Origin of the sequence: Kribbella sp. NBC_00709 (assembly GCF_036226565.1) — a bacterium.
Taxonomy (GTDB): domain Bacteria; phylum Actinomycetota; class Actinomycetes; order Propionibacteriales; family Kribbellaceae; genus Kribbella.
Genome location: NZ_CP108996.1, coordinates 284,709 through 307,710, shown reverse-complemented (window position 1 = coordinate 307,710; position 23,002 = coordinate 284,709). Strand labels below are relative to the sequence as shown.

At 69.1% G+C, this 23,002-nt stretch carries 19 protein-coding genes; 13 read left to right on the top strand and 6 right to left on the bottom strand.

Annotation, left to right across the window (positions count from 1 at the left end):
• Positions 1–31: 31 nt before the first annotated feature.
• Genes OHA18_RS01500 through OHA18_RS01490 form a run of 3 tightly spaced genes read left to right on the top strand, consistent with a single transcriptional unit; the run spans position 32 to position 2,273 of the window.
• A complete protein-coding gene (locus OHA18_RS01500; RefSeq protein ID WP_329001633.1) occupies positions 32–1,333 on the top strand; it encodes an alpha/beta fold hydrolase in 1,302 nt (433 codons plus the stop codon).
• Positions 1,330–1,821, top strand: coding sequence for an RNA polymerase sigma factor (locus OHA18_RS01495; protein ID WP_329001631.1), 492 nt, complete (start codon positions 1,330–1,332; stop codon positions 1,819–1,821). Before OHA18_RS01500 ends, OHA18_RS01495 begins: the two co-directional genes overlap by 4 nt.
• On the top strand, positions 1,818–2,273 hold the full coding sequence (locus tag OHA18_RS01490; protein WP_329001629.1) for a hypothetical protein: 456 nt from the start codon (positions 1,818–1,820) through the stop codon (positions 2,271–2,273). The genes OHA18_RS01495 and OHA18_RS01490 overlap by 4 nt, the downstream gene beginning before the upstream one ends.
• Here the strand turns inward: OHA18_RS01490 and OHA18_RS01485 are convergent.
• Positions 2,263–3,030, bottom strand: a complete 768-nt coding sequence (locus tag OHA18_RS01485) for an SGNH/GDSL hydrolase family protein (RefSeq protein WP_329001628.1) — start codon at positions 3,028–3,030, stop codon at positions 2,263–2,265. The two genes, OHA18_RS01490 and OHA18_RS01485, sit on opposite strands and share 11 nt — an antisense overlap.
• 133 nt (positions 3,031–3,163) lie before the next feature.
• Complete coding sequence (locus tag OHA18_RS01480; protein ID WP_329001627.1) at positions 3,164–3,487, bottom strand: hypothetical protein; 324 nt, start codon at positions 3,485–3,487, stop codon at positions 3,164–3,166.
• A gap of 165 nt (positions 3,488–3,652) precedes the next feature.
• Between OHA18_RS01480 and OHA18_RS01475 the strand changes: the two genes are divergently transcribed.
• The gene (locus OHA18_RS01475) at positions 3,653–7,933 is read left to right on the top strand and encodes an nSTAND1 domain-containing NTPase (RefSeq protein ID WP_329001626.1); all 4,281 of its coding nucleotides are present in this window, start codon (positions 3,653–3,655) and stop codon (positions 7,931–7,933) included.
• Here OHA18_RS01475 and glgX read toward each other — a convergent pair.
• The gene (gene glgX / locus OHA18_RS01470) at positions 7,930–9,990 is read right to left on the bottom strand and encodes a glycogen debranching protein GlgX (protein ID WP_442914406.1); all 2,061 of its coding nucleotides are present in this window, start codon (positions 9,988–9,990) and stop codon (positions 7,930–7,932) included. The genes OHA18_RS01475 and glgX overlap by 4 nt on opposite strands.
• Before the next feature lie 168 nt (positions 9,991–10,158).
• Here glgX and OHA18_RS01465 point away from each other — a divergent pair, with 168 nt between their 5' ends.
• From OHA18_RS01465 to OHA18_RS01440, 6 genes are all read left to right on the top strand, one after another.
• Positions 10,159–11,181, top strand: a complete 1,023-nt coding sequence (locus tag OHA18_RS01465; protein ID WP_329001624.1) for a Gfo/Idh/MocA family protein — start codon at positions 10,159–10,161, stop codon at positions 11,179–11,181.
• Positions 11,178–12,221, top strand: coding sequence for a Gfo/Idh/MocA family protein (locus tag OHA18_RS01460; RefSeq protein WP_329001622.1), 1,044 nt, complete (start codon positions 11,178–11,180; stop codon positions 12,219–12,221). Before OHA18_RS01465 ends, OHA18_RS01460 begins: the two co-directional genes overlap by 4 nt.
• Before the next feature lie 91 nt (positions 12,222–12,312).
• A complete protein-coding gene (locus OHA18_RS01455; protein WP_329001620.1) occupies positions 12,313–13,092 on the top strand; it encodes an enoyl-CoA hydratase/isomerase family protein in 780 nt (259 codons plus the stop codon).
• On the top strand, positions 13,092–14,042 hold the full coding sequence (locus tag OHA18_RS01450; RefSeq protein ID WP_329001619.1) for a class I SAM-dependent methyltransferase: 951 nt from the start codon (positions 13,092–13,094) through the stop codon (positions 14,040–14,042). Before OHA18_RS01455 ends, OHA18_RS01450 begins: the two co-directional genes overlap by 1 nt.
• 21 nt (positions 14,043–14,063) lie before the next feature.
• Positions 14,064–14,948: an acyltransferase gene (locus tag OHA18_RS01445; RefSeq protein WP_329001618.1), complete on the top strand. Its 885-nt coding sequence runs from the start codon at positions 14,064–14,066 to the stop codon at positions 14,946–14,948.
• 1 nt (position 14,949) lies between these two features.
• Positions 14,950–16,125, top strand: coding sequence for a hypothetical protein (locus tag OHA18_RS01440; RefSeq protein ID WP_329001617.1), 1,176 nt, complete (start codon positions 14,950–14,952; stop codon positions 16,123–16,125).
• On the opposite strand, the gene OHA18_RS01435 is transcribed toward OHA18_RS01440, so the two are convergent.
• Positions 16,112–16,840 (bottom strand): class I SAM-dependent methyltransferase, encoded by a 729-nt coding sequence (locus tag OHA18_RS01435; protein WP_329001616.1) that lies wholly within the window; start codon positions 16,838–16,840, stop codon positions 16,112–16,114. The genes OHA18_RS01440 and OHA18_RS01435 overlap by 14 nt on opposite strands.
• Before the next feature lie 120 nt (positions 16,841–16,960).
• On the opposite strand from OHA18_RS01435, the gene OHA18_RS01430 reads away from it, so the two are divergent.
• The 3 genes from OHA18_RS01430 (at position 16,961) to OHA18_RS01420 (ending at position 19,616) form a co-directional block, all read left to right on the top strand.
• Positions 16,961–17,743 (top strand): electron transfer flavoprotein subunit beta/FixA family protein, encoded by a 783-nt coding sequence (locus tag OHA18_RS01430; RefSeq protein WP_329001615.1) that lies wholly within the window; start codon positions 16,961–16,963, stop codon positions 17,741–17,743.
• A 15-nt stretch (positions 17,744–17,758) separates the two neighbouring features.
• Entirely contained in the window at positions 17,759–18,706 is a 948-nt protein-coding gene (locus OHA18_RS01425; protein ID WP_329001614.1) for an electron transfer flavoprotein subunit alpha/FixB family protein, read from the top strand.
• A 100-nt stretch (positions 18,707–18,806) separates the two neighbouring features.
• Complete coding sequence (locus tag OHA18_RS01420) at positions 18,807–19,616, top strand: NAD-dependent epimerase/dehydratase family protein (RefSeq protein WP_329001611.1); 810 nt, start codon at positions 18,807–18,809, stop codon at positions 19,614–19,616.
• An 8-nt stretch (positions 19,617–19,624) separates the two neighbouring features.
• Here OHA18_RS01420 and OHA18_RS01415 read toward each other — a convergent pair whose 3' ends face one another.
• Complete coding sequence (locus tag OHA18_RS01415) at positions 19,625–21,223, bottom strand: hypothetical protein (protein ID WP_329001609.1); 1,599 nt, start codon at positions 21,221–21,223, stop codon at positions 19,625–19,627.
• A 58-nt stretch (positions 21,224–21,281) separates the two neighbouring features.
• The gene (locus OHA18_RS01410; protein WP_329001607.1) at positions 21,282–22,997 is read right to left on the bottom strand and encodes a helix-turn-helix domain-containing protein; all 1,716 of its coding nucleotides are present in this window, start codon (positions 22,995–22,997) and stop codon (positions 21,282–21,284) included.
• Positions 22,998–23,002: the final 5 nt, after the last annotated feature.

Sequence of the window (23,002 nt, the reverse complement as noted above, 5' to 3'; positions counted from 1 at the left end):
AGATGTCAGGTACATCTGAGGAGGGGTCGGGATGGAGTCTCGAAGAGTCGTCGCGGGCGCGCACGTCCTGCTTGCGGCGGTGCACATCTACTGGGCCACAGGCGCAACGTGGCCCGCGCCGGACGAGAGATCACTCTCCCGAGCAGTCCTCGGCGTCCAAGCGTCATTCGCACCACAGGTGGTCCTGCCGCTGGCAGTGCTGCACCTACTACTCGCCTTCGCGGCGCTCCGGTCCGACCGGTCCGCGATCGGCAGAGCTGTAGTAGCCAGCGTCGCAGCAGGACTGGCCGCCCGAGTCGCTCTCGGCTTGGTCTGGCTCTTCACCAACGCAGGTACTGCGTTCTACTGGCTCAACCTGCTGCTCTACACGCCGGCGTGTATCGCGCTGTGTGTCGCCGATCTCAGACTGCTGCGAATGCGATGGCTCAAGACAGCCGTAGTAGCTGGACCAGCAGCTGTGGTGACGGTGGTTGCGCTTGTTGCCTACGTCTACCAGCCAGCTTCGCAACCGCATCCGGCCGCGTCGCCTGATTCGCGGTACGTCGAAACGCCGCTAGCCCGCATCCACTATCTGCAGCGCGGTACGGGCTCGCCTGTCGTGCTCCTGGCACCGGGCGCATCGCCTGCTTCCGCGTGGGACGCCGAGCTGGCGGCTCTGGCGCATGACCACACCGTCTATGCAGTGGACCTTCCCGGGCAAGGCGAGACTCGTCTGCACGACGAACGGTTCACGTTCGACCTGGACGGCATGACCGACGCGCTCGACCAGTTCTTCGACGCGCTGCACCTTCAGCAGGTCGCTCTCGGTGGCAACTCGTGGAGCGGCGGCTGGGGACTCGCCTACGCACAACGCCATCCAGACAGGGTCAGCAGGCTCGTCCTGCTGGCCCCGTCCGGTCTGGACGAACCGGACGTCTGGAGCTGGGAGATTCTCAAACAGCCGCTGATCGGCGAGGCGCTCGCGAAACTCGCAGCGAACCGCAGCATGGTCGAGTCGGCGGTCCGCGGCCTGTTCGTGCACCAGGACCGGGTCACACCGCAGCTCGTCGACTCGATGTGGATCCCCGGAACGTATCGTGACAACGTGCGATCCATGTACGCCCTCGAGCGCGGCCTCGACTGGAGCGGCACCGAGAAAGCACTACCGTCCACGCGGCAGCCCACGCTCGTGCTCTGGGGCGACCACGACACCGTGCTCCCGGTCGCCCAGGCCGCCCGCTTCGGGAGTTTGTTGCCGAACGCAACCGTCCGGGTGCTGCCGGGGTGCGGGCACGCGCTCACCGTCGACTGCGCGGACCGGGTGTCGCCGTTGCTGGCCGCCTTCCTCAGATGATCGAGGAGCAGCTGGTCCGTGCGGCGCAGCGCGGCGACACCGTCGCGATGAACGACGTGCTCGACGCGCTCACGCCGTACGTCGGGAGGATCTGCGGACCGATCGCCCTCAGCGACGGACCCGACGCGGCGCAGGAGGCGTTGATCGCGATCTTCCGTGGCCTGCGCGGCCTGGAGAACCCGGCTGCGCTGTTCGGTTGGGCCCGCGCGATCGCCGTTCGGGAGGCGGTCCGGGTCGCGCGACGCGGGCAGCGGCAGCAGCCGGCCGAGCTGCCGGAGGTACCTGCTGCCGACGATCCGCAGCTGGCGGTCGACGTACAGGACGTGCTCCGGCGACTCACGCCGGAGCACCGTGCGGTCCTGGTACTGCGGGATCTCGAAGGAATGGACGAGCAGGCAGCTGCCGCCGTACTCGACGTCCCGGCGGGTACGGCGAAATCGCGGCTGCACCGTGCACGGGCGAGTTTTCGAAAGGCGTGGAGATCATGACGGACTGGCCGACCACCGAACTGACGGACGTCGAGCGATTCCGCGCCCTCGCCGCGGGCGTCCCGGGAGCCGCGGTCACCGAACGCGTCCTGCCCGCCGAACCCGATCGGGTCAAGACGATGCTCGCCGACCTGGACGTCTTCGCCGAGATCCAGGCCGACCTCGTCTCGGCGGTTGTTCTCGAGCGCGACGGCGACCGGGTTGTCGTGCTGGCGAAGGGCCGACGTGGCCAACGCGCGCGGCTCACGGGCCAGTTTCGGCCGGGGTGGTGCTGGCTGCAGAGCCGGTTCCTGATCATCGGCATGGCGGTCGCGGCCGAGCCGGGCGGTGGTACACGTGTCGCGCTCACCGGCGGCATTCGAGTGCCGGGCCGGGCCGCGATCGTCCCGGTCCGGGTCCGGCAGGAGAGCGGCAAGACCATGGAACGGCTGGAGCGTTTGCTCAGGGATTGAGGACGTCGGCCGGGAGTGCGGCGAGGAGGGCGTCTGCGTGGCGGCGGTACCCGAGGTTGTTCGGGTGGAACGCGTCTGGTGCGAGCATGCCGCGCCACGGCGGGCGGGCGTACCGGGAGACCTCGGCGACGGGCAGTCCGCGGGACGTGGCCGTGGTGCTGATCAGCTGGTTGATGCCGGCGACGTACGGGCTGACAGCTCCACCGACCCGCCACAGGCGGTCCGGAACGGTCAGGTCCATCACCACTGACGACGAGGGCAGTCGGTCGATCACCTGGCGGAGGTGGTCGCGGAACCGCTTCGGTGGGGTCGCGAGGATGTCGTTGTTGCCGATGCCACAGGTGACCAGTGCCGGCGTCAGACCGTCGAGCAGTGGGAGCTGGTCGTCGAGCACATGCCGCGTCTGCGCACCGGAGCGCGAGAGGTTGAGCACCCGCCACGGCGTGCCCTTGCGGCGCAGTGCGTTGAGCACCTGACCGACGTACCCGTGCAGTGGCGACGACGCGCCCAGCCCCTGTGCGGTCGAGTCACCCAGCACAACCCACAGCGGTCCTTCGGCCGACAGCGCGGTCGAGTTCTGCCGCGTCCAGTACTCCGCGTACGTCCGCGCCTGTACGTCGACGTACGCAACACCGTCCACCCACCGCTGGATCGCCAACCGCGAACTGGTCCGCTCAGCCTCGCCCCACCGCATGATCGCGCGATGCAACGCCCCGATCGGAGTCGTCCGCTCACGCCCTCGCTGCAGCAGAAACATCGGTCCCCCCAGACATGAACAGCAGGTGACCGACGAATGTACAGGCGGAAGGTTAACAACCCTCAGCAGTGCTCAGAGCACTCCACGCACGGCTCCGGCCGGGACCTGTCAGGTCCCGGCCGGAGGTCCGTTCTCAGGCGTGGTGGATCGCGGAGTGGTCGCGGCGGCGTTGGACGCCGACCATGATCCCCAGCCCCATGCCACCCAGCGCGATGCCACCCAGGGCACCGAGTGCGGCGGAGCTCACGTCGACGGCGGGTGCGGCCGGTGTCGACGTGACTGGAACCTGAGGGTCCACGATTCGCTCGACGGATCCGCCGGCCGGCTCGGGAGCGTTCTGCGCCATCGCCGGTGCGGCGGTTGTCATGAAGGCGACGCTGACTGCGGCGCCGGCGGCCAGCCGGAGGAAGCGGTTGGTCATGGACTGCTTCGTGGTGCGGGTTGCGGTGGTGTTCATGGCGTCCTTCCCTCTTCCGGCGGGACGGCCGTCGTTGGCTGTCCGGGTGCGCCTCGAGGTGTTGAGCACCGTTCTCCCGCCCGCCGGTATCGCGCCGGAAGGCTGCGGTATCACCTCGGTATCAGCGGCCTTGACGGGTGTCCGCAACAGGTGGAGGGTCGAAGCGTGGGTATCGCCGTACTCGGCCCACTAACCATCGAGGGGGAGTGGAAGAGCCTCGCACGACGCGATCGGATCGTTCTGGCCGCGCTCGCCGTGCATCCGGGGGAGGTTGTCAGCGCTGGGGTTCTAGCTGATGTTGTTTGGGGAGAACGACCGCCCGCCTCAGCGGCCAAGGTGATCCAGGGCTGTGTGGTCCGGCTGCGCAAGTTGCTCGGAAGCCATTCGATCGAGACGTCGCCGGACGGTTACCGGCTGACGATTCCGCATGACCAGCTCGACAGTCAGCGTTTCGAGCGTGCTGTCGGGCGGGCCGGTGTGCTGCTGGCTGCCGGCGAGGCCGAGCGCGCGGCGGTGGTGCTCGCCGACGTACTGACGCTGTGGCGCGGTACCCCGTTCGACGAGGTCGCGGAGTGGGACACCGCCCGGATCGAGCTCGCCCGGCTGACCGAACTACGCCAGGTCGCGGAGGAGCTGTACGTCGAGTCGTCGTTGCGTTCCGGTGGTCAGGACGGCGTGCTGGCCAAGGCCCAGGCGCTGACCGCGGAGGCGCCGCTGCGCGAACGGAGATGGGCACTGCTCGCGACAGCGCAGTACCAGACCGGTCGGCAGGGTGAGGCGCTGGAGACACTCCGGCGGCTGCGGGTCGTGCTCGACCGGGAGCTCGGACTCGATCCCAGTCCGGAGATCGACGCGCTGGAGCAGGCGATCCTGCGCCAGGACCCGGCGCTGCTCGGACCTGCCGCGCTGCCGGAACCGAGCACGACCTGCCCCTACCAGGGGTTGAAGCCGTACGACGTCGATGACGCCGAACTGTTCTTCGGCCGCGACCTCGAGGTCGCCGCCGGACTCAGGAAGCTGTCCGATCGCTCGATCCTCGCGGTCGTCGGGCCTTCCGGTTGCGGTAAGTCCTCGCTGATCCGGGCCGGCGTGGCCGCGACCTTGCAGCGGGACGGCGGCCGGATCGTGACGATCACGCCCGGCCTCCATCCGATGCAGGCGCTCGCCGCCGCACTGCCTGGCGAGGGACGGCTGCCGACGCTGGTCGTGGATCAGTGCGAGGAGGTCTTCTCGCTGTGCCAGGACGTCAGCGAACGACAGGCCTTCCTGGCCCGCTTGAACGAACACGCGACGAGTGCGCCCTTGATCTTGTCGTTGCGCGCCGACCGGCTCGCCGACATCGCCTCCCACCCGGGCTTCGCCCGATCCCTGGAAGACGGCCTGCACCTTCTCACCGGCATGTCCGACGTAGAGCTGCGGACAGCGATCATCGAACCCGCGCGGCTCGCCTCCCTGGTCGTCGAGCCTGGACTGGTCGACTTGCTGGTCGGCGAGGTGGTCGGCCGGCCCGGGGCCCTGCCGCTGATGTCCCACGTCCTGGCCGAGACCTGGCAGCGCCGCGAAGGCCGCACACTGACCGTCGCGGGCTACCGCGCATCCGGTGGCATCCAAGGCGCGGTCGCCCAGTCCGCCGAGCAGGTCTACGCACAACTGACACCGGAGCAGCGGCCGCTGTTCCGCGCACTGCTGCTCCGCATGGTCACTCCAGGTCCCGACGGTGAACCAGTTCGCAGCAGGCTGCCGCGACGCACGGTCGTCACCGGCCCCGAGTCGGACATGCTGATCGATCTGCTCGTCGGTTCGCGTCTGGTCACCAGCGACGACGGCGTGGTGGAGCTGGCTCACGAGGCTCTGGCCAGAGCCTGGCCACGCCTCCGCAGCTGGCTGGACGACGACCTGGAAGGTCAGCGGATCTTCCACCACCTCACGCAGGTCGCTGACTCCTGGGAGTCGCTGGAGCGTCCGGAGAGCGAGCTCTACCGGGGCGTCCGGCTCGCCAAGGCGTTGCAGTGGCGAGACGACGCACGCCCTGACCTCACCGACACCGAGCGCGAGTTCCTCGCCGCGAGCGAACGCCTCTCGGTCGCGGAGCTCCGCGCCGCCGAGGAGCAGGCGCGTCATCAGATCCGGGTCAACCGACGGCTCCGTACCGCGCTCGGCACCGCCGCGTTCCTCCTCGTCGGAGCCCTGATCGCCGGGATCCTCGCCGTCGGCCAAGCCCAACGAGCCGACCGGCAAGCCCTCGCCGCCCAGCAAGCAGCCGTCGTAGCAGACGCAGGCCGCGCCGGTGCGAAGGCCGTTGTGGAGACCGACATCGACACCTCACTGCTGCTCGCCATTGCCGCGGTCCGCATGAATGACTCACCCGAGTCCCGATCCAGTCTGCTGGCCGCGATCGCCAAACACCCACAGCTGATGACGTCGATCGAGACCGAAAAGGTGGATTCCTACGGCCTCGAGGTCAGTGCGGACGGGCGCCGGGCCTTCATCTACGCCGCAAGTGGACATGTCCTCAGTTACGACCTGACCACCGGCACACCGGTTGCCTCGTACAAGCCGCCGAACCGATCGGACGGCGCGGATCATCTCGACTTCCTGGACCCGATCGCGCTGAGCCCGGGTGATCGTGAACTGGCCGTCGGGACGCCGCCCCCGACCACCGAACCCGTGGTGTTGCTCGATCCGGCGACGCTGAAGCCGACCGGCCGCCGGTTGCCGGGTTTCACCAAGGCACCTGCTCGCGCGACACACGTCGGCTACAGCCACGACGGGCGCTCCCTCGTCGCGGTGATCCAGTACTACGGCAACGGAACGACGAACGACTTCAGCAGCGGCGCCGTCTTCATCTGGGACATCAGCCCGGGCCGGGCGCCGTCCGTACGGCGAATCGTTCCGCTGGCCGCCGCATCCGTTCAGGACGCCCTCCTCAGCCCAGCCGGCGACCGCTTCTACCTGAGCAAGCCGGCGGCGGCGTACGACGTTGCTACGGGCAAACAACTGTGGTCGAGACCGGAGTTCGTCTTCACCCAGGCCGATGTCGCGCCGGACGGTAAGACCCTGTTGTTCGCTGGGGAGGCGAGGGATACCTCGGGCCCCGACTACGACGACGTCCTGCTGGTGAACGCCGCGACCGGCGCGACTGTGCGCCGCCTGGAAAGGCATGGGGCAAATCCCCTCAACGCCCGCTTCTCCCATGACGGCAAGTCGTTGGCCTGGGTCGGAGCCGACTATCGCGTCACGGTCTGGGACACCGCCACCGGAGCGCAGTTGGAGGACATACCGATCTCCGAGCGCGACACGTTGACTGCCGCGTTCGGCCCGCGCGATGACAAGCTGTACACCTCCGCCGGCGACAGCGCGCTGCGGAGCTGGGATCTCACCGGAAGCAACCGGCTTCTGAGCGAGCAAACGGCTCCGCCTGGGTTCGCCTATGGATGCCGCTTCATCGCGCCCGGTGGGAAGAGCTACTTCCGGCTGCTCGACTACGACGCCGCCTATCTGGATCCGGGTGAGCCGGTCGGAGTCTTCGTCGACGCCAGCACCGGAAAAGTCGTCCGGTTCGACGCGAGCCACCTCGGCACGACGACGTCCAGTTGCGGTACCTGGCACCCGAGCGGAGACAGGTTCGCTCTCGGCAACGAATTCGGGGAAGTCTTCGTCGAGGATGCCCGCACAGGCCATCTCGTGGCCAGGGGGAAGGCCACGGCCGCCAAGATCCAGGACCTCGACTACAGCGGACGCGACGGCAGCCGCTTGGTCGTCGGTGACGCGTCCGGCCTCGCCACGCTCCTCGACGCTGTGACGCTCCGCCCGGTGAGCAAGCCTGTTCAGGTGGGTGGACCGATCGCGTGGCTGTCGGCGAGCCCCGACAACCGGTCCGCGTTCCTGGTGATCGGAGGACGCAGCGTTTCGGACCGTCTCGCCGTACCGTCCGATCGGTGGGCGTTGGTCGACCTGGTGGCGGGCCGGGTGGTCCGACGCGGGACCTTCCCGATGAGTCTGCCCAGCATCGTGGCCTTCGCCCCGGACGGGACCCGGGTGGCCGTCGGCAGCGAGAAGGGAGACGTGCTGATCGTGGATCCCGCCACCGGCGAGAACCTCGCCACACCGCGGATCGTCCATCAGGGCTGGGTCAACGGGATTGCCTTCTCTCCGGACAGTTCCCTGCTGGTCTCGTCGGGATTTGACGGCGGCGTCGCGCTCTTCGACGGCAAGACCGCGGCGTTGCTCGGCACGATCATGACGCCCAACCAGCAACTGGTCACCGCCGATTTCCTGCCGGACGGCCATACCGTCGCGATCGCGGCGTACGACGACGGCGTCTACCACTGGGACACCCGGCTGGCGCACACGATCGAGCTGGCGTGCCGGATGGCCGGCCGGCAACTGACGACCGACGAGTGGCGGGAGAACTTCGGGGATCGGCCTTATCGGAAGACTTGTTAGAGGGCTCGGAGCAGGACCAAACAGCGTGGGGCCAGGGGGACTGTGGCGCCGGCTTCTACTTCGGTGACCATGCTGTTGCTGGTGTCGAGGACGACTTCGTACGCCGGGGCCCAGGAGGCGTCCGGTACGACGACCGGCTGCGTCTGGGCGGTGGCGTTCAGGGCCAGGAGGAACGAGCTGTCGGTGAGGGCGTTGCCTTCGGTGTCGGTCGCGCGGAGTGCGTCGCCGGCGAGGAACATGCCGATCGTCCGGAGGTTGCCGTCGAACCAGTCGGCGTCGGTCATCTCGCCGCCGTGCGGCGCGATCCATGACAGATCCTTCCGGCCGCCGGACACGACAGGTTGTCCGGAGAAGTAGTGCCACTGCCGCAGTGCCGGATGCGCCGCGCGTAGTGCGATCAGCCGCTTCGTCAGGTCGAGCTGTCCGGACCAGGTCGCCGGTAGGGACCAGTCGAACCAGGAGATCTCGTTGTCCTGGCAGTAGGCGTTGTTGTTGCCGTGCTGCGTCCGGCCGCACTCGTCCCCGGCGGTGATCATCGGTACGCCGGTGGACAGGATCAGCGTGGACATCAGGTTCGCCATCTGCCGCTTGCGCAACGCGATCACGCGCCGGTCGTCGGTCTCGCCCTCGACGCCGCAGTTCCAGGACCGGTTGTCGTCGGTGCCGTCGCGGTTGTCCTCGTGGTTCGCCTCGTTGTGCTTGTGGTCGTAGCTGACCAGGTCCCGCAGGGTGAACCCGTCGTGCGCGGTGACGAAGTTGATCGACGCGTACGGGTACCGGCCGTCGTCGCCGTACAGCTCGCTCGACCCGGACAGCCGGTAGGCGAGGTCCTTCACGCCGTCGGAGGTGGTCCGCCAGATGTCGCGGACGCTGTCGCGGAATTTACCGTTCCACTCCGACCACGGCGGGCCGAAGTTGCCCACCTGGTAGCCGAACGGGCCGACGTCCCACGGCTCCGCGATCAGCTTCACCCGGCCGAGCACCGGGTCCGCCGCGACCTCGGCGAGGAACGGGTGACCGGGGATGTCGACCTCGTGCCGCTCGTTCCGCACCAGGGTCACCGCCAGGTCGAACCGGAACCCGTCGACGCCCATCTCTTCGACCCAGTACCGCAGCGAGTCCATCACGAGCCGCCGTACCTGCGGGTGCGAGGTGTCGACCGAGTTGCCCGTGCCGGTGACGTCGTACATCGCGGCGCCGTGGGCGAGCCGGTAGTAGGCACGGTTGTCGATCCCGCGGAAGCTCAGTGTCGGTCCGTCGAACCCGCCCTCGGCGGTGTGGTTGTAGACCACGTCGAGGATCACCTCGATGCCCGCGGCATGGAACGCGGCCACCATCGCCTTGAACTCGGCCACCTGCTCACCGCGCGAACCGGACGACGAGTACGGCGCGTGCGGCGCGAAGAAGCCGAGGCTGTTGTAGCCCCAGTAGTTCGGCAGGCCGCGGGCCGCGATCGCCGGCTCGGTCAGGAAGTGGTGGATCGGCAGCAGCTCCACCGACGTGACGCCGAGCTCGGTCAGGTACTTGATCACCGACGGATGCGCGAGCCCGGCGTACGTGCCCCGCTGATGCTCCGGTACGTCGGGATGCAGCTTGGTGAAGCCCTTCGTGTGCAGCTCGTAGATCACCGTCTCGCCCCAGTGCACCGGCTTGCTGATCGGTGGCGGCGGAGCGGTCTCGGCGACGACCACACCGACCGGGACGTGCCCGGCCGAGTCGCCGTCGGACGAGTCGTAGATCAGCGGACTCGTGAAGTCCAGCGAACCGTCGACAGCCCGCGCGTACGGGTCGAGCACCAGCTTGGACGGGTTGAAGCGCAGGCCGTGGGACGGGTCGAACGGACCGTGCACGCGGTACCCGTACCGCTGTCCGGCGCCGACTCCCGGCACGAACCCGGTCCAGAACTCACCGGTGTGGCTGAGGTCCAGGTTCCGCTGGCTGCCGTCGTCCGCGATCAGGGCCAACTCGACCCGTTCGGCGGCCGGAGCCCACAGGGTGAAAGTGGTCCCATCGGTCTGGACCACTGCGCCCGGCCGCGGCGAAACACCGGCGGACAGGCCGGGAGCATCCGGGGCGGCGGTCGCTTCTTTCACCGGCACATTCTGCACAGTTCGGGGTGAGTTCTCGATAGTGAGGTAGTTGTGTTCGTGAGACGGTGGTTGCGAACGCCTCTGCGCAGTGATACGCAAGGACCGTTACTAATTACCCACCCATTTGGGGATCTCATGTCGGAAGAGCTTGCCGGTCTGACCGTGGGTCTGATCGGCGCGGGCAACATCAGCCACGTGCACGTGGCCGCGTGGAAGGCCCTCGGGGCCCGGGTCCTGGTGCACTCGCTGGAAGGTGCCGAGGAGCTGTCGGAGCAGTACGGGCTGGAGGTCGTGGCGTCGCTGGACGACTGCCTGGCCGAGGCCGAGTTCGTCGACATCGTCACACCGTCGGCGACGCACAAGGAGATCACGCTGGCCGCGATCAAGGCGGGCAAGAACGTGATCTGCGAGAAGCCGCTGACGCTCACCGCGGCTGACGCGCACGAGGTGATCGACGCGGCCCGGGCGGCCGGCGTCCGGTTGTACCCGGCCCACGTGGTCCGGTTCTTCGCGGCGTACAAGGCGGCGTACGACGCGATCCAGGCCGGTCGGATCGGTGCGGTCGCGGTGGCACGGTTCTACCGGCAGGCGTCCTCGCCGGCCGGCGCCGGCTGGTACCGCGAGGTGGCCCGCTCCGGCGGCGTGATCATGGACCTGATGGTGCACGACCTGGACCAGGCACGCTGGCTGTGCGGCGACGTCACCAGCGTGTACGCCGCGCAGAACCCGCCGACCGTGGACGGCGTCAGCCCGGTCAACGTGGCCGCGCACGTCACCCTCACGCACGAGAGCGGAGCGATCAGCCACTGCCGGGCGACCTGGGGAGCGACGGGTACGACGTTCCAGACCGGGTTCCAGGTTGCGGGCTCGACCGGCGTACTGAAGTTCACTTCGGACGGTGACCTCGGCTACAAGGAGGAGCTGCAGAACGGCGATGCCGGCGGCGACCTGCTGATCCCGGCGTCGACGCTGGGGGAGAGCCCGTACCTGACGCAGCTGCGTGAGCTGGCCGTCGGGCTGCGCGGCGGCGCCGAGCCGCGGGTGCTCGCATCCGACGGTGCGACCGCCGTCTATCTGGCCGAGGCGGCGCGTGCGTCGATGGAGTCCGGCCAGCCGATCGACATGAAGACCTTCGTCTCGAGTGGAGCTGTGGCATGACGCTCAAGGTTGCGATCGCTTCGTTCGCGCACGTTCACGCCGGTTCGTACGCGCATCTGCTCGCTGCGATGCCGGACGTCGACGTACTGGCCTCCGACCCCGACGGCGCGTCCGCACCGGACGACGGGCCGCGCGGTGCTGCTTTTGCCGAGGGCTTCGGCATCCCGTACGTCGACTCGTACGACGAACTGTTCGCCTGGGGCCCGGATGCGGTTGTGGTGACGTCGGAGAACTCCGGTCACCGCGCCCTGGTCGAGCGGGCTGCCGCTGTCGGTGCGCATGTGCTGTGCGAGAAGCCACTGGCCACGGAGGTCGCGGACGGCGAGGCGATGCTCGCTGCGTGCGAGGCGGCCGGAGTGATCCTGATGGTCGCGTACCCGGTCCGGTTCGCGCCGTCGTACCTGCAGTTGCGCGCGAACGTCGAGGCGGGGCGGCTCGGTGACGTGTTCGCCGTACTGGGGACGAACAACGGGAAGATCCCGTACGCCGCGCGGCAGTGGTTCACCGACGCCAAGCTGGCCGGTGGGGGAGCGATGGTCGACCACACCGTGCACTGCGCGGACCTGATCGACGGTCTGACCGGCGGTGCGTCCGCTACTCGCGTGTACGCCGCTGCCAACCGGATCCTGCACCAGGACAAGGGAGTGGAGGTGGAGACCGGCGGGCTGGTGACGATCAACTACGACAACGGGCTGTTGGCAACCATCGACTTCTCGTGGAGCGTTCCGGACAACGGTCCGACGTGGGGCGGCGTTTCGCTGCAGGTGACCGGTACCAACGGGTCGGTGGAGATCGAGCCGTTCCTCCCGCACGTCGGCGGCACGGACGCCTCCGGCGAGGTGTTCCTGGGCATCGGAGGCAACCTGGACGCGTCGCTCCTCGACACGTTCCTGGACGCCGTCAACACCTCAGGCCCGGCGAAGGCCGGTCAGCAGCCGGCCGTAGTACCCCAGCCAGACGGCGCCGTAGGCCTCCGCACCCTCCGCATCGTCGACGCAGCCCGCCGCTCCGCCGCCTCGGGTCAAGCGGTCGATCTTTAGCAGCCCGTAGTACACCGGCTTGCTTTGGTCCGGTACGGTTCCCGGGGATGTGACCGATGGGTAGTCCCCGGGAACTGTTAGGAGCTGGGTTATGGGTGAGTTCGTCAACCTGACCGTGAGTGACGGGGTCGGGACGATCCGGCTGGATCGGCCGAAGATGAACGCACTGAACGTCCAGGTCCAGGAGGAGATCCGGGCCGCCGCACTGGAGGCAGCCGCTTCGGACGAGGTCCGCGCGGTGGTGATCTACGGCGGCGAGCGGGTGTTCGCGGCCGGTGCGGACATCAAGGAGATGGCGGATATGTCGTACGCCGACATGGCCAAGCGCTCCGGCCCGCTGCAGTCCTCGCTGTCCGCGGTCGCCGCGATCCCGAAGCCGACCGTTGCCGCGATCACCGGGTACGCGCTGGGCGGCGGCTGCGAGCTCGCACTCTGCGCGGATTACCGGATCGCGGCCGAGGACGCCAAGCTCGGCCAGCCGGAGATCCTGCTCGGCATCATCCCGGGCGCCGGCGGCACGCAGCGACTGTCCCGCCTGGTCGGCCCGTCCAAGGCCAAGGACCTGATCTTCTCGGGCCGCTTCGTCGACGCGACCGAGTCGCTCGCGATCGGTCTGGTCGACAAGGTCGTACCGGCCGCCGAGGTGTACGAAGCGGCCGTTGCCTGGGCCTCGCAGTTCTCCACGGGTGCCGCGATGGCACTGCGCGCCGCCAAGGAATCGATCGATTCCGGGCTCGGCGTCGACCTGACCACCGGGCTGGAGATCGAGCGGCAGCAGTTCGCCGCGCTGTTCGCCACCGAGGACCGCACGATCGGGATGAAGTCGTTCGTCGAAAACGGTCCGGGTAAAGCTGAATTCAAGGGAATCTGATGTCTGCTACCTCCAAGCCCGCCGCCTCCGCCGAAGATGTTGAGGCGGCCTGGAACGACAACAAGCTCGCCCAGGTGCTCTACCACGACTGGGAAGCCTCGACGTACGACGAGAAGTGGTCGATCTCGTACGACGAACGCTGCGTCGACTACGCCCGGGACCGCTTCACCGCGGTGGCCGGCTCGCGCGGCTGGCCGTACGGGAAGTCGCTCGAGATCGGCGCCGGGACGGGCTTCTTCACCCTGAACCTCAAGCTGGCCGGTGTCCTGGACGAGGCGCACGTCACCGACCTGTCGCCCGGCATGGTCGAGGCCGCGAAGAAGAACGCGAAGACCCTCGGGTTCGCGATCGACGGCCAGGTCGCCGACGCGGAGAAGCTGCCGTACGACGACGACACGTTCGATCTCGTCATCGGGCACGCGGTCATCCACCACATCCCGGACGTCGAGCTGGCGTTCCGCGAGATGCTGCGGGTGCTCAAGCCGGGTGGGCGGTTCGTGATCTGCGGCGAGCCCACGCGGTACGGCGACTTCGTGGCCCGGCGCCTGTCGCGGTTCACCTGGTGGGCGACCACGAACGTGACCAAGCTGCCGGCGCTGGCGCACTGGCGGCGGCCGCAGGCGGAGCTCGACGAGTCGTCGCGGGCGGCCGCGCTCGAGGCGGTCGTCGACCTGCACACGTTCGACCCCGACACGCTGGCGCGGATGGCGTCGCGGGCGGGTGCCACGGACGTGAAGACGGTGACGGAAGAGCTGCTGGCCGCGTGGGTCGGGTGGCCGATCCGGACGTTCGAGGCCGCCGTACCGGAGCAGAAGCTCGGGTTCGGGTGGCGGATGTTCGCGTACAAGTCGTGGCTGCAGCTGTCCAAGGTCGACAAGGTGCTGTCGAGCGTCGTACCGGACGAGCTGTACTACAACGTCTCGATCACGGGTGTCGCGGGCAAGCAGTAGGACAAGCAGTAGGGTGTGTTGATGCGGTTACTCACCGCGGCGAATCTGGGCTGGGTGGTGCGCCATCGGGCGTGGACGCCGTACTACCTGAAGCGCTACTGGCGGTTCGCCTGGTTCAAGCTGCGCCACCCGCAGGTGATCACCGAGGGTTTCGTTTTCCTGGGCAAGCACCTGGAGATCGTGGCGCGGCCCGGTCACGGCCGGATCGTGCTCGGCAAGTGGGTGCACCTCGGTGACGAGACCCGGCTGCGCGCGCACGAAGGGACGCTGCGAATCGGCGACAAGGTGGTGTTCGCCCGCGACGTCACGGTCAACTGCTACCTGGACGTGGAGATCGGCGCGTCGACGCTGATCGCGGACTGGACCTACATCTGCGACTTCGACCACAAGACCGAGGATCTGGACCTGCCGATCAAGGACCAGGGCCTGGTGAAGTCGCCGGTCCGGATCGGCCCCGACTGCTGGCTGGCCACCAAGGTCACGGTCACCCGCGGCGCCGACATCGGCCGCGGCGTGGTGATCGGCGCCAACAGCGTTGCCCGAGGCAACATCCCGGCGTACTCCGTGGCGGTGGGGATCCCGGCCGTGGTGGTGGCCGATCGCGCGGCCCGCTACACCGCCGCCGCCGAGCGCCGTAAGTACCTGGCCGGACTGGCCGCGGCCAACGACAAGACCACCGCTCAGCTCCATGCCGGCGCTGTGCCCACGCCCGCGGAACCCGCTCCGGAAAACCCGCCTGCGGGTTCCCGGAGCGTCGAGGAGGGGGATGCGGGCAGTGATGAGGTAGAAGCAGGTGGTGAAAAAGAGACTCCCGAGGGGTTCTCAAGTTACTCACCAGTCGGGCACTATGGCCCCCACGTCCGGTCGGACGCCCACGACCGGTTGAGCGTCGGAGAGGAGAAGTAGCGTGGCTGACCAGGCTGCGATCGGTCCGTCCGATCAGGCTGCCCGGTCGATGCTCGACCAGGCTGCGGCCGACGGCTCGATCACACAGGCGCGGACGCGTGCCGTCGACCCGGTGCCGATCGTCGCCCCGGTGGTTGCGCCGGTGGTTGCGCCGGTCGTTGCGGAGCCGGCGGCACCTGGCAGCGCTACGTTGGAACCAGTGCTTGAAACAAACGAACCAGACATGGGCGTGAACGGAAGCATGAACCCGGAAGCACAGGCAGCAGACGGCAGCACAGCGGCACCGGCCCCGGTAGCGGGTGCCCGCCGCCGGTTGTCGCCGCGCCCGGTCCCGGTCAGCCGGCGGAGGAGACCGCCGGCGGCAGCGACCGAGGTGGTCCCGGACACGGTGGCCACGGACGAGGAACGGACCCCGGCTGAGGAGATGGACGACGTGGGTACGCAGGACGAGAAGGCGACGGCCGCCAAGGCCGGTACGACGCCGGACAAAGACGCCGGTGCGGTATCCGGTCCGAGCACTGACGCGACCGGTGGAGCGGGCGCGGCGAGCGGCTCGGGTACGGCGACCGCGACCAGGACGGCCCGCCCGAAGACCGCGGCGGAGATCGTGGCGGAGCAGCGTGCGCGGGAGAAGGCGGCGGCCGAGGCCTCGTCGGGTGCGGCCGCCTCGGAGGATGCCGCACCCGATCAGCCGGCCCCGGCCAAGGATGCCGTCGGCAAGGACGCTGCCGTGACGGCTGGTGCCGCGACGAGCGCGACCGCGGGCAAACCGGTGGCCAAGCCGTCCGGGCCGACTGGTGCCTCAGGCAACAAACCGCCGACGGCCCGGGGTGGTTCGTCGGGATCGTCGGGTTCCGGCAAGGGCAAGCAGGCGCTGTCCTCGGTCGGCTCCGGAGTACGGAAGCTGCGCAACCTGATCGCCTCGCTGATCTGGCTGATCGCGGTGCTCGCGGCCGCCGTACTGGCGCTCGGCGCGTTGTTCACCGCGCTGGACCAGACCAACCAGAGCAACGAGATCGTGCGCTGGATCCTCGAGCGTGGTCACGACCTGGTCGGCCCGTTCAAGGATCTGTTCCGGCTGGAGACCGCGAAGAACACCCTGCTGGTCAACTGGGGGATCGCGGCGCTGGTCTACCTGATCGCCGGCAAGATCGTCGAGCGCATCATCCGTCCGTAGCAACCAGGATCAGGTCGAGAGATTCGTCCAGGTTTCCTGGGCGGATCTCGAAGTCCGCATACGTCGTACTCCGCACGAGCCCGGCCAGGTTGTCGTCCCACTGGTCGTGCTCGGCGGCGAGCTGAGCGTCCACACATGATCCGTACTGCGTCTCCCAGGACGTCAGCCGCTCGCCGTGGTGGAGTCCGAGCGCGTGCGTGATCTCGAAGTACGGCTCCAGCAGTTCGATGAACTCGGCGGCGGTCAGTTCGCGGGTGTGGTACCAGTTCCCGCTCGGGAAGGTCAGGCGGTTCGGCGTACTCAGGACGAGGGTCCCGCCGGGCGCGAGGATGCGCGCGCACTCCGCGACGAACCGCGGCTGCTCCCACAGGTGCTCGATCGTCTGCAGTGAGGTGACGAAACCGAAGGCGTTGTCCGCGAACGGGGTCTGCACCAGATTGCCGCGCGCGACATTGGTCTGTGGATAAACCCGGCGGACGTGGCGCAACGTCGTATGTTCATAGTCGAGACCGGTCACGGAGTCCGCGCCCGCCAGGCGGAGCAGCTCCGCGCCGTAGCCCTCGCCGCAGCCGGCGTCGAGGATCCGGCCGGTCCGCTCGATCGGCAGTTCGGCCGTGATCCAGCGATAGGCCGCGTCGTGGCGCGCGAACCAGTAGTTCTCGTGCCAGATCCCGGGTGCGGTCCTCTCGCCGGTGAGCGGTAACGTCTCGGTCACCTGAGTCAGACTACTGGTCGACGAGACTGTGATGGGACTCGCACGCACCTCATGTTTCTCGCGAGTAACATCCGTGGCAGGCTTGGGAGAGACCGTTAACCAGAAGGGGTCCCACACGCTATGAAGATCGTCGTCTGCGCGAAGTTCGTGCCGGATGCCACCGCGGACCGCCGCTTCCGCTCCGAGGACAACACGGTGGACCGGGCCGGTGTCGACGGGCTGTTGTCCGAGCTGGACGAGTATGCCGTCGAGACCGCGCTCACCGTGAAGGAGGCCGGGGATGGTGAGGTGACCATTCTCACGGTCGGTCCGGAGCAGGCCGCGGACGCGGTGAAGAAGGGTCTGCAGATGGGCGCCGACGCCGGCGTGCACGTGGTCGACGACGCGATCCACGGTTCGGACGCGGTCGCCACGTCGCTGATCCTGGCCAAGGCACTGGCCAAGCTCGAGGCCGACCTGGTCGTGTTCGGCATGGGTTCGACCGACGGCGGCATGGGGGTCGTGCCGGCGATGGTGTCGGAGCGGCTCGGGCTGCCGGCCGTGACGCTGGGCTCGGAGGTGACCGTCGACGGGCAGACCGTTCGGATCCGCCGCGACGGCGACACTGCGAGCGAGACGATCGAGGGCACGCTGCCGCTGGTGCTGAGCGTCTCCGACCAGGCCAACGAGCCGCGGTACCCGTCGTTCAAGGGGATCATGGCGGCGAAGAAGAAGCCGGTCGAGACCTGGTCGCTGGCCGATCTGGAGCTCACGTCCGAGCAGGTCGGTGGCGCGTCGGCGTGGACCGAGGTGGTCGAGGTGACCGCCCGCCCGCCGCGCAGCGCCGGCACGATCGTCACCGACGAGGACGGCAGCGGTGCCGCCGGGCTCGTCGAGTTCCTGTCCACGAACAAGTTCCTCTGAGGGGGCGGCTGAGTTATGTCGAACGTTCTGGTTCTCGTTGACCACTCCGCGGGCACGGTCCGCAAGACGACCGCCGAGCTCCTCACCATCGCCCGCCGGCTCGGCGAGCCGGTCGCGGTCTTCATCGGCGACGGTGTGCAGGACGCGCTGCCGGCCCTCGGGCAGTACGGCGCGACCAAGGTGATCGCGCTGACCGACCCGGAGCTGTCGCAGTTCCTGGTGGCGCCGAAGGCCGAGGCGTTGCAGCAGGTCGCGGCCAAGCTGGAGCCGTCGGCGATCCTGATCTCGTCGAGCGCCGAGGGCAAGGAGATCGCGGCCCGGCTCGCGGTCAAGCTGGACTCGGGTCTGATCACCGACGCGGTCGATGTCGAGGCGGGTCCTGTCACCACGCAGTCGGTGTTCGCCGGCAACTACACGGTCAAGTCGAAGGTCACCCACGGCACGCCGATCATCACCGTGAAGCCGAACGCCGCGACCCCCGAGGCCGCCGAGACTTCGCCGGAGGTGGAGGAGTTCGACGTGTCGATCTCCGACACGGCGAAGACGGCGCGGATCACCGAGTCGAAGCCGCGGGAGGCGACCGGTCGTCCGGAGCTGACCGAGGCCGCGATCATCGTGTCCGGCGGCCGCGGGACCGGCGGCGACTTCGGCCCGATCGAGGCGTTCGCGGACTCGCTCGGTGCGGCCGTAGGTGCGTCCCGTGCCGCGGTCGACTCGGGGTGGTATCCGCACGCCTACCAGGTCGGCCAGACCGGCAAGACTGTGTCCCCGCAGCTGTACGTCGCGGCGGGTATCTCCGGCGCGATCCAGCACCGCGCCGGCATGCAGACCTCGAAGACCATCGTCGCGGTCAACAAGGACCCCGAAGCCCCGATCTTCGAGCTGGTCGACTACGGCGTCGTCGGCGACCTCCACAAGGTCCTCCCCACCGCCACCGAAGAAGTCACCAAGCGCAAGTCGTAAGCCCTGCAACACCACCGCACGAAAGCCCGGCCCGGGTTCCCCCGAGGCCGGGCTTTCGCGTTCCAGCTGGCCAGGCCGGCGTCGCGGGTAGCATGCGTCGGTGCGGATCTGGGTTAGTGGGGCGCGGGGGAAGCTGGGCGCGGAGGTTTGCCGGCAGGTGGTTGCCGGCGGGCATGAGGTGATCGAGGCGGATCTCAGCGGGCCGGACCCGGTTGATCTCATGGACCGGGAGGCCGTTGCCCGTTCGCTGCGTGGGGCTGATGCGATCGTGCACTGTGCCGGGATCGCCAGTCCGGAGAACATCGAGCCGGTGCGTCTGTTCGAGGCCAATGCGATCACGACGTTCAACGCCCTCGAAGAAGCGTGGAAGCTCGGCATCCGTACCGCTGTGCTCGCCTCCAGTGGCTCGATCTACGGCACCGCGTGGTCCCCGGACGAGATCGGCACCCCGGACGTCCCGGTCGACGAGGACACCGAGCTCCGGTACGTCGACCCGTACGCGCTCACCAAGGACGTCCTCGAACGCATTGGCCAGTCGTACGCGCGGCGCGGCGTACAGGTCACCGCCCTGCGCTTCCACTGGATCCTCACCCCCGACGAGGTACGCCGGTACATCGCCGACGCACCGGCCGCGGACAACCGCCGCAACCTCTGGGGGTACGTCGACCTGGCGGAGGCCGCCCGCGCCTGCATTCTGTCGCTCCACCCGCGCATCCAGGACCGCTTCGCCGCGCTGGTCATCGCCGCCGAAGACACCGGCCGCCTCGAGCCGACCGCGGACCTCCTGGCCGAATACTCACCCGACACCAAGATCCACACCGCCCTGGAAGGCACCGCCTCCCTCTTCGACAGCAGCCGAGCCGCCGACGTCATCAACTGGACCCACCACAGCACCTGGCGCGACCAGTAGCCCAACACTCAAGCAGTCAGATGCTGCCGGATCGCGGTGAGGTCCGTGGTGATGGTGGCTTGGCGGGCGTCGGCTCCGGCGAGGTACGCCGACAGCTCGCCGGCGGCCGCAGCGCTGCGTTCGTTGAGGCTGGTGACCTCTCCGGCCGCCGACTCTTTGTCGCGGGAGATGGCTGACCGGAGTGACCAATAGCGGTTCGCGCCGATGCCGATCACCACCAGACCGACCACGATCCAGAACCAGTGCACGAACCCGAGACCGATCGCCACCAGCGCGCCGACCCCCATGATCGCGATCGGCAGCACCCGCTGCGCGGCAGTCGTGACATCGGCGGCCGCAGTGAGCGCCGTCTGCGCCTTGCTCAGCTCGAGCTGGTCCGGCCCGTCCGGGCGGACGGTGATCGTGTGGGTGCCGCTTTCGATCGTGAGCTCCGCCGGGCCCGGCCGCACAGCGACCTCGGCGAGTGTCTCCACGGCCGGCAGGACCAGCGGGCCGACGACACGCAGTGCGGCGATCGACAGGTGTGGGTCGGCGGACACGTTCAGGTCGTCGGTGAGGTGCGCCTGGACCGCACCGGCGGGATCATCGAGAGTCTCCGCCTTGCCACCGGTCCCGGTGATCTGGCCGCGGAGCACGGCGATCCGGGCGAGCGTCTCCCGCTCCGGCTCGCTGCCCTCGGAGATCAGCAGCCGCAGCATCCCCGCCGCGCTGTCCTTGGGCGGCTCGTCGGCGGTGGCAGACCCACGGCCGGACTCGTTGGTTGCCCGTCGGGCGGCGCTGGAGGGGGTGCGGTCGGTCTTGCGCTCTTCCGGGTAGCTCAGACTGGGGTCCGGCTCACGGGCCTCGGTGTTGCCGGCGATCGACTCGATGGCGTCGCGGATCTTGCTCAGGCGGACCGAGGCGTTGTTCTGCTCCTCGATCGCCTTCAGGTACTGGCCGCGCGGGCGGGCGGGCGCGTTGCCGCGCAACTCGAGTCGCGACAGCCAGGCACCGTCGGCGGAGGTGACCGATTGGAGTCGCTTCACCACCAACTCGAGGCCGTCCATCCCGACGCCGCCGCGGGCGGCCGTCGTCCACAGCACGCGCTGGACCCGGGTGACCGTGCCGTCAGCCGCCGGTACGCCGAACGCCACGTCCAGCCACTCGCTCCGGACCTTGTGCCGCTGCCCGAGCGCGGCCAGCGCCAGCACCAGGAACGTCGACGTACGACGCTCGTCCAGGCCCATCGCCGTACTCAAGGCCTGCTCGTCCGGCTTGTCGGCGTGCAGCGCGATCAGCGCATCGGTGGCCGGACCCAGCCAGTAGCCGGCAACGGGCTCGCCGGCAGTCGGCAATTCCGTGCTGGAGGCCATCGCGGTGAGGACTCGGGACGCGTACCGGCGGAGCTCCGCGGCGTTGACGAATCCGGCCGTCTCGTGGCGGATGTCGGACAGTTCGACGAATGCGTCGAAGGCCGTGGTGAGACGTTCGACCCGGTCCTGCAGTCCGCCTTGGACCCGGGACAGCTGGGACTGCAGCCGTGAGGTCTCCTGCCGCGCGTACGACATCTCGCTCTGCAGGTCTTCGAGCTGCTCGTTCTGACGCCGTTCGCGCCACCAGTCGGTCATCTGTCCCGTCCCCTTCGAAGCCGATTGCTCTCCGGAAGGATGCCGTGCCGGCGGGTCATCAAGTGGTGGGGACCAGGCGGAGCTGGAGCATGGCGGCGAAGCGGGAGTCGGGGTCGTCGAGATCCAGCCCGCCCACTTCGGCCAGGCGGCGCAGGCGGTACCGGAACGTGTTGGGGTGGACGTACACGGCCGCGGCCGCAGCGGCGACATCGCCGAAGGCGTCGAGCCAGGCGCGCAGGGTCTCGACCAGGTCGGTGTGGTGCCGGCGGTCGTACGCGACGAGCAGAGCGATCGGACCGGTCGGCTCGTCGCCACGGGCCTCGATCAGGTCGCGCAGTTCGAGCAGGAGGGTGTCGACGTGGACGTCCGCGAGCCGGGCGACGCGGGGGGCGGCGCGGCCGGTTCGCAGTACCCGGAGGGCGCGGTCGGCGCCGGCGCGCGCGTTGGGGAGGTGCGCGGCGTCGGACACGACCGGCCCGACCCCGATGCTGGCCGTGACTCGATCGCCGATCCGTTCGAGGAAGTGCTTGCCGATCCGTACTGCGCGTTCCTCGCCGTCGGACCGCTCGGGGCGAACCGGGATCAACCCGTACGCGACATCACCGACCAATGCGGCCGCGGCCCGCGGATGCACAGCGCCGAGATGCATGGCGAACGCGTCGGCCAGCCGCTGACGCTCCCCGGCCAGCCCGGCTTGGCTGACCAGCGATTCGCCCGCAAGGTCGGCAACGACGGACTCGTCGGAGTCGGAGGAGGCGATGATCCCGAGCGCGAGTACGACGACCGCCTGGTCGGCCAGTCCCAACCGGTCCAGGGCTGCGCGGGCGCCGGCGCCGCCTTCGAGCGCAGTACTGACCAGGTCGGCGCGCAGGCGGCGTTCGACGTCGGCGCCGGCGCGGATGCGCAGCATATGAAGGGCAACGAGCTTCGCGGCGTCGCACAGTGCCTGGGAGCGTTCGGCCGTGAGCGGGTCGCGGACGGCGGCCCAGATCGAGCCGAGGATCTCGTCGCCGGCGCGGACCGCGACGGCGACGCGCGGGATGGTGAAGTCCTCCTCGGCGGTCGGCAGCGGCGGCACCTGGACCGGGCGGTCGGTGCGGTACAGCTCGCGGAAGATGCCGTACTCCGTGAGCAGGCGGAAGTACCGCTGCGGTACCTGGCGGCCGAGGACCGTCTGCACCCGGGCGGTGTCGGCCTCGTCCTGCCGGCCGGAGAACGCGAGCACGCGGGAGCTGCGATCCTCGATCGTCACCGGCGCGTCGAGCAGCGCGGCGGTCGCGTTGGCGAGGGCGAACAGGTCACCGGACGGCATGCCACCGAGGGTCTCCGCGTCACCGACGTCACCCTCGGCGAGCAGAGATCGCAGCAGCACGGCGAGCTGGTCCCACGACGCGCCGCGGGTCAACGCCAGCAGTGCGACTCCGGACTCGGCCACCGCGTCCGCCAGGAGATCACCGGCCGCGATCGGGGAACCGGGCTGCTCGGCCATCGTCGGCAAGTCGGCCGGCGGCCTCAGCGTCTGGGCACGGACGACCAGCCCGGCGGCCTGCTGGCGGCCGAGATCGCGCAGTACGTCGGCGATCCGGTCGGGCTCGTGCAGGCCGACGCCGAGGACGAGCGCCTGCGGGGGAAGGACCGGGTCGTCGAGCGGGTCGTGGATGACGATCCCGCCGATCTCCGCTGGCTGATCCGGGTCACCGTGCACGAGCTCCAGCAAGGTCGCGCCCAGGTCGTCGAGCACCCGGCCGAGGCTTGCCCGCGGTCGATTCGTCACCGCTC

Coding starts and splice junctions, on each gene's coding strand:
- OHA18_RS01500 (WP_329001633.1), top strand. CDS start 32: ATGGAGTCTCGAAGAGTCGTCGCGGGCGCGCACGTCCTGCTTGCGGCG.
- OHA18_RS01495 (WP_329001631.1), top strand. CDS start 1,330: ATGATCGAGGAGCAGCTGGTCCGTGCGGCGCAGCGCGGCGACACCGTC.
- OHA18_RS01490 (WP_329001629.1), top strand. CDS start 1,818: ATGACGGACTGGCCGACCACCGAACTGACGGACGTCGAGCGATTCCGC.
- OHA18_RS01485 (WP_329001628.1), bottom strand. CDS start 3,030: ATGTTTCTGCTGCAGCGAGGGCGTGAGCGGACGACTCCGATCGGGGCG.
- OHA18_RS01480 (WP_329001627.1), bottom strand. CDS start 3,487: ATGAACACCACCGCAACCCGCACCACGAAGCAGTCCATGACCAACCGC.
- OHA18_RS01465 (WP_329001624.1), top strand. CDS start 10,159: ATGTCGGAAGAGCTTGCCGGTCTGACCGTGGGTCTGATCGGCGCGGGC.
- OHA18_RS01460 (WP_329001622.1), top strand. CDS start 11,178: ATGACGCTCAAGGTTGCGATCGCTTCGTTCGCGCACGTTCACGCCGGT.
- OHA18_RS01455 (WP_329001620.1), top strand. CDS start 12,313: ATGGGTGAGTTCGTCAACCTGACCGTGAGTGACGGGGTCGGGACGATC.
- OHA18_RS01450 (WP_329001619.1), top strand. CDS start 13,092: ATGTCTGCTACCTCCAAGCCCGCCGCCTCCGCCGAAGATGTTGAGGCG.
- OHA18_RS01445 (WP_329001618.1), top strand. CDS start 14,064: ATGCGGTTACTCACCGCGGCGAATCTGGGCTGGGTGGTGCGCCATCGG.
- OHA18_RS01430 (WP_329001615.1), top strand. CDS start 16,961: ATGAAGATCGTCGTCTGCGCGAAGTTCGTGCCGGATGCCACCGCGGAC.
- OHA18_RS01425 (WP_329001614.1), top strand. CDS start 17,759: ATGTCGAACGTTCTGGTTCTCGTTGACCACTCCGCGGGCACGGTCCGC.
- OHA18_RS01415 (WP_329001609.1), bottom strand. CDS start 21,223: ATGACCGACTGGTGGCGCGAACGGCGTCAGAACGAGCAGCTCGAAGAC.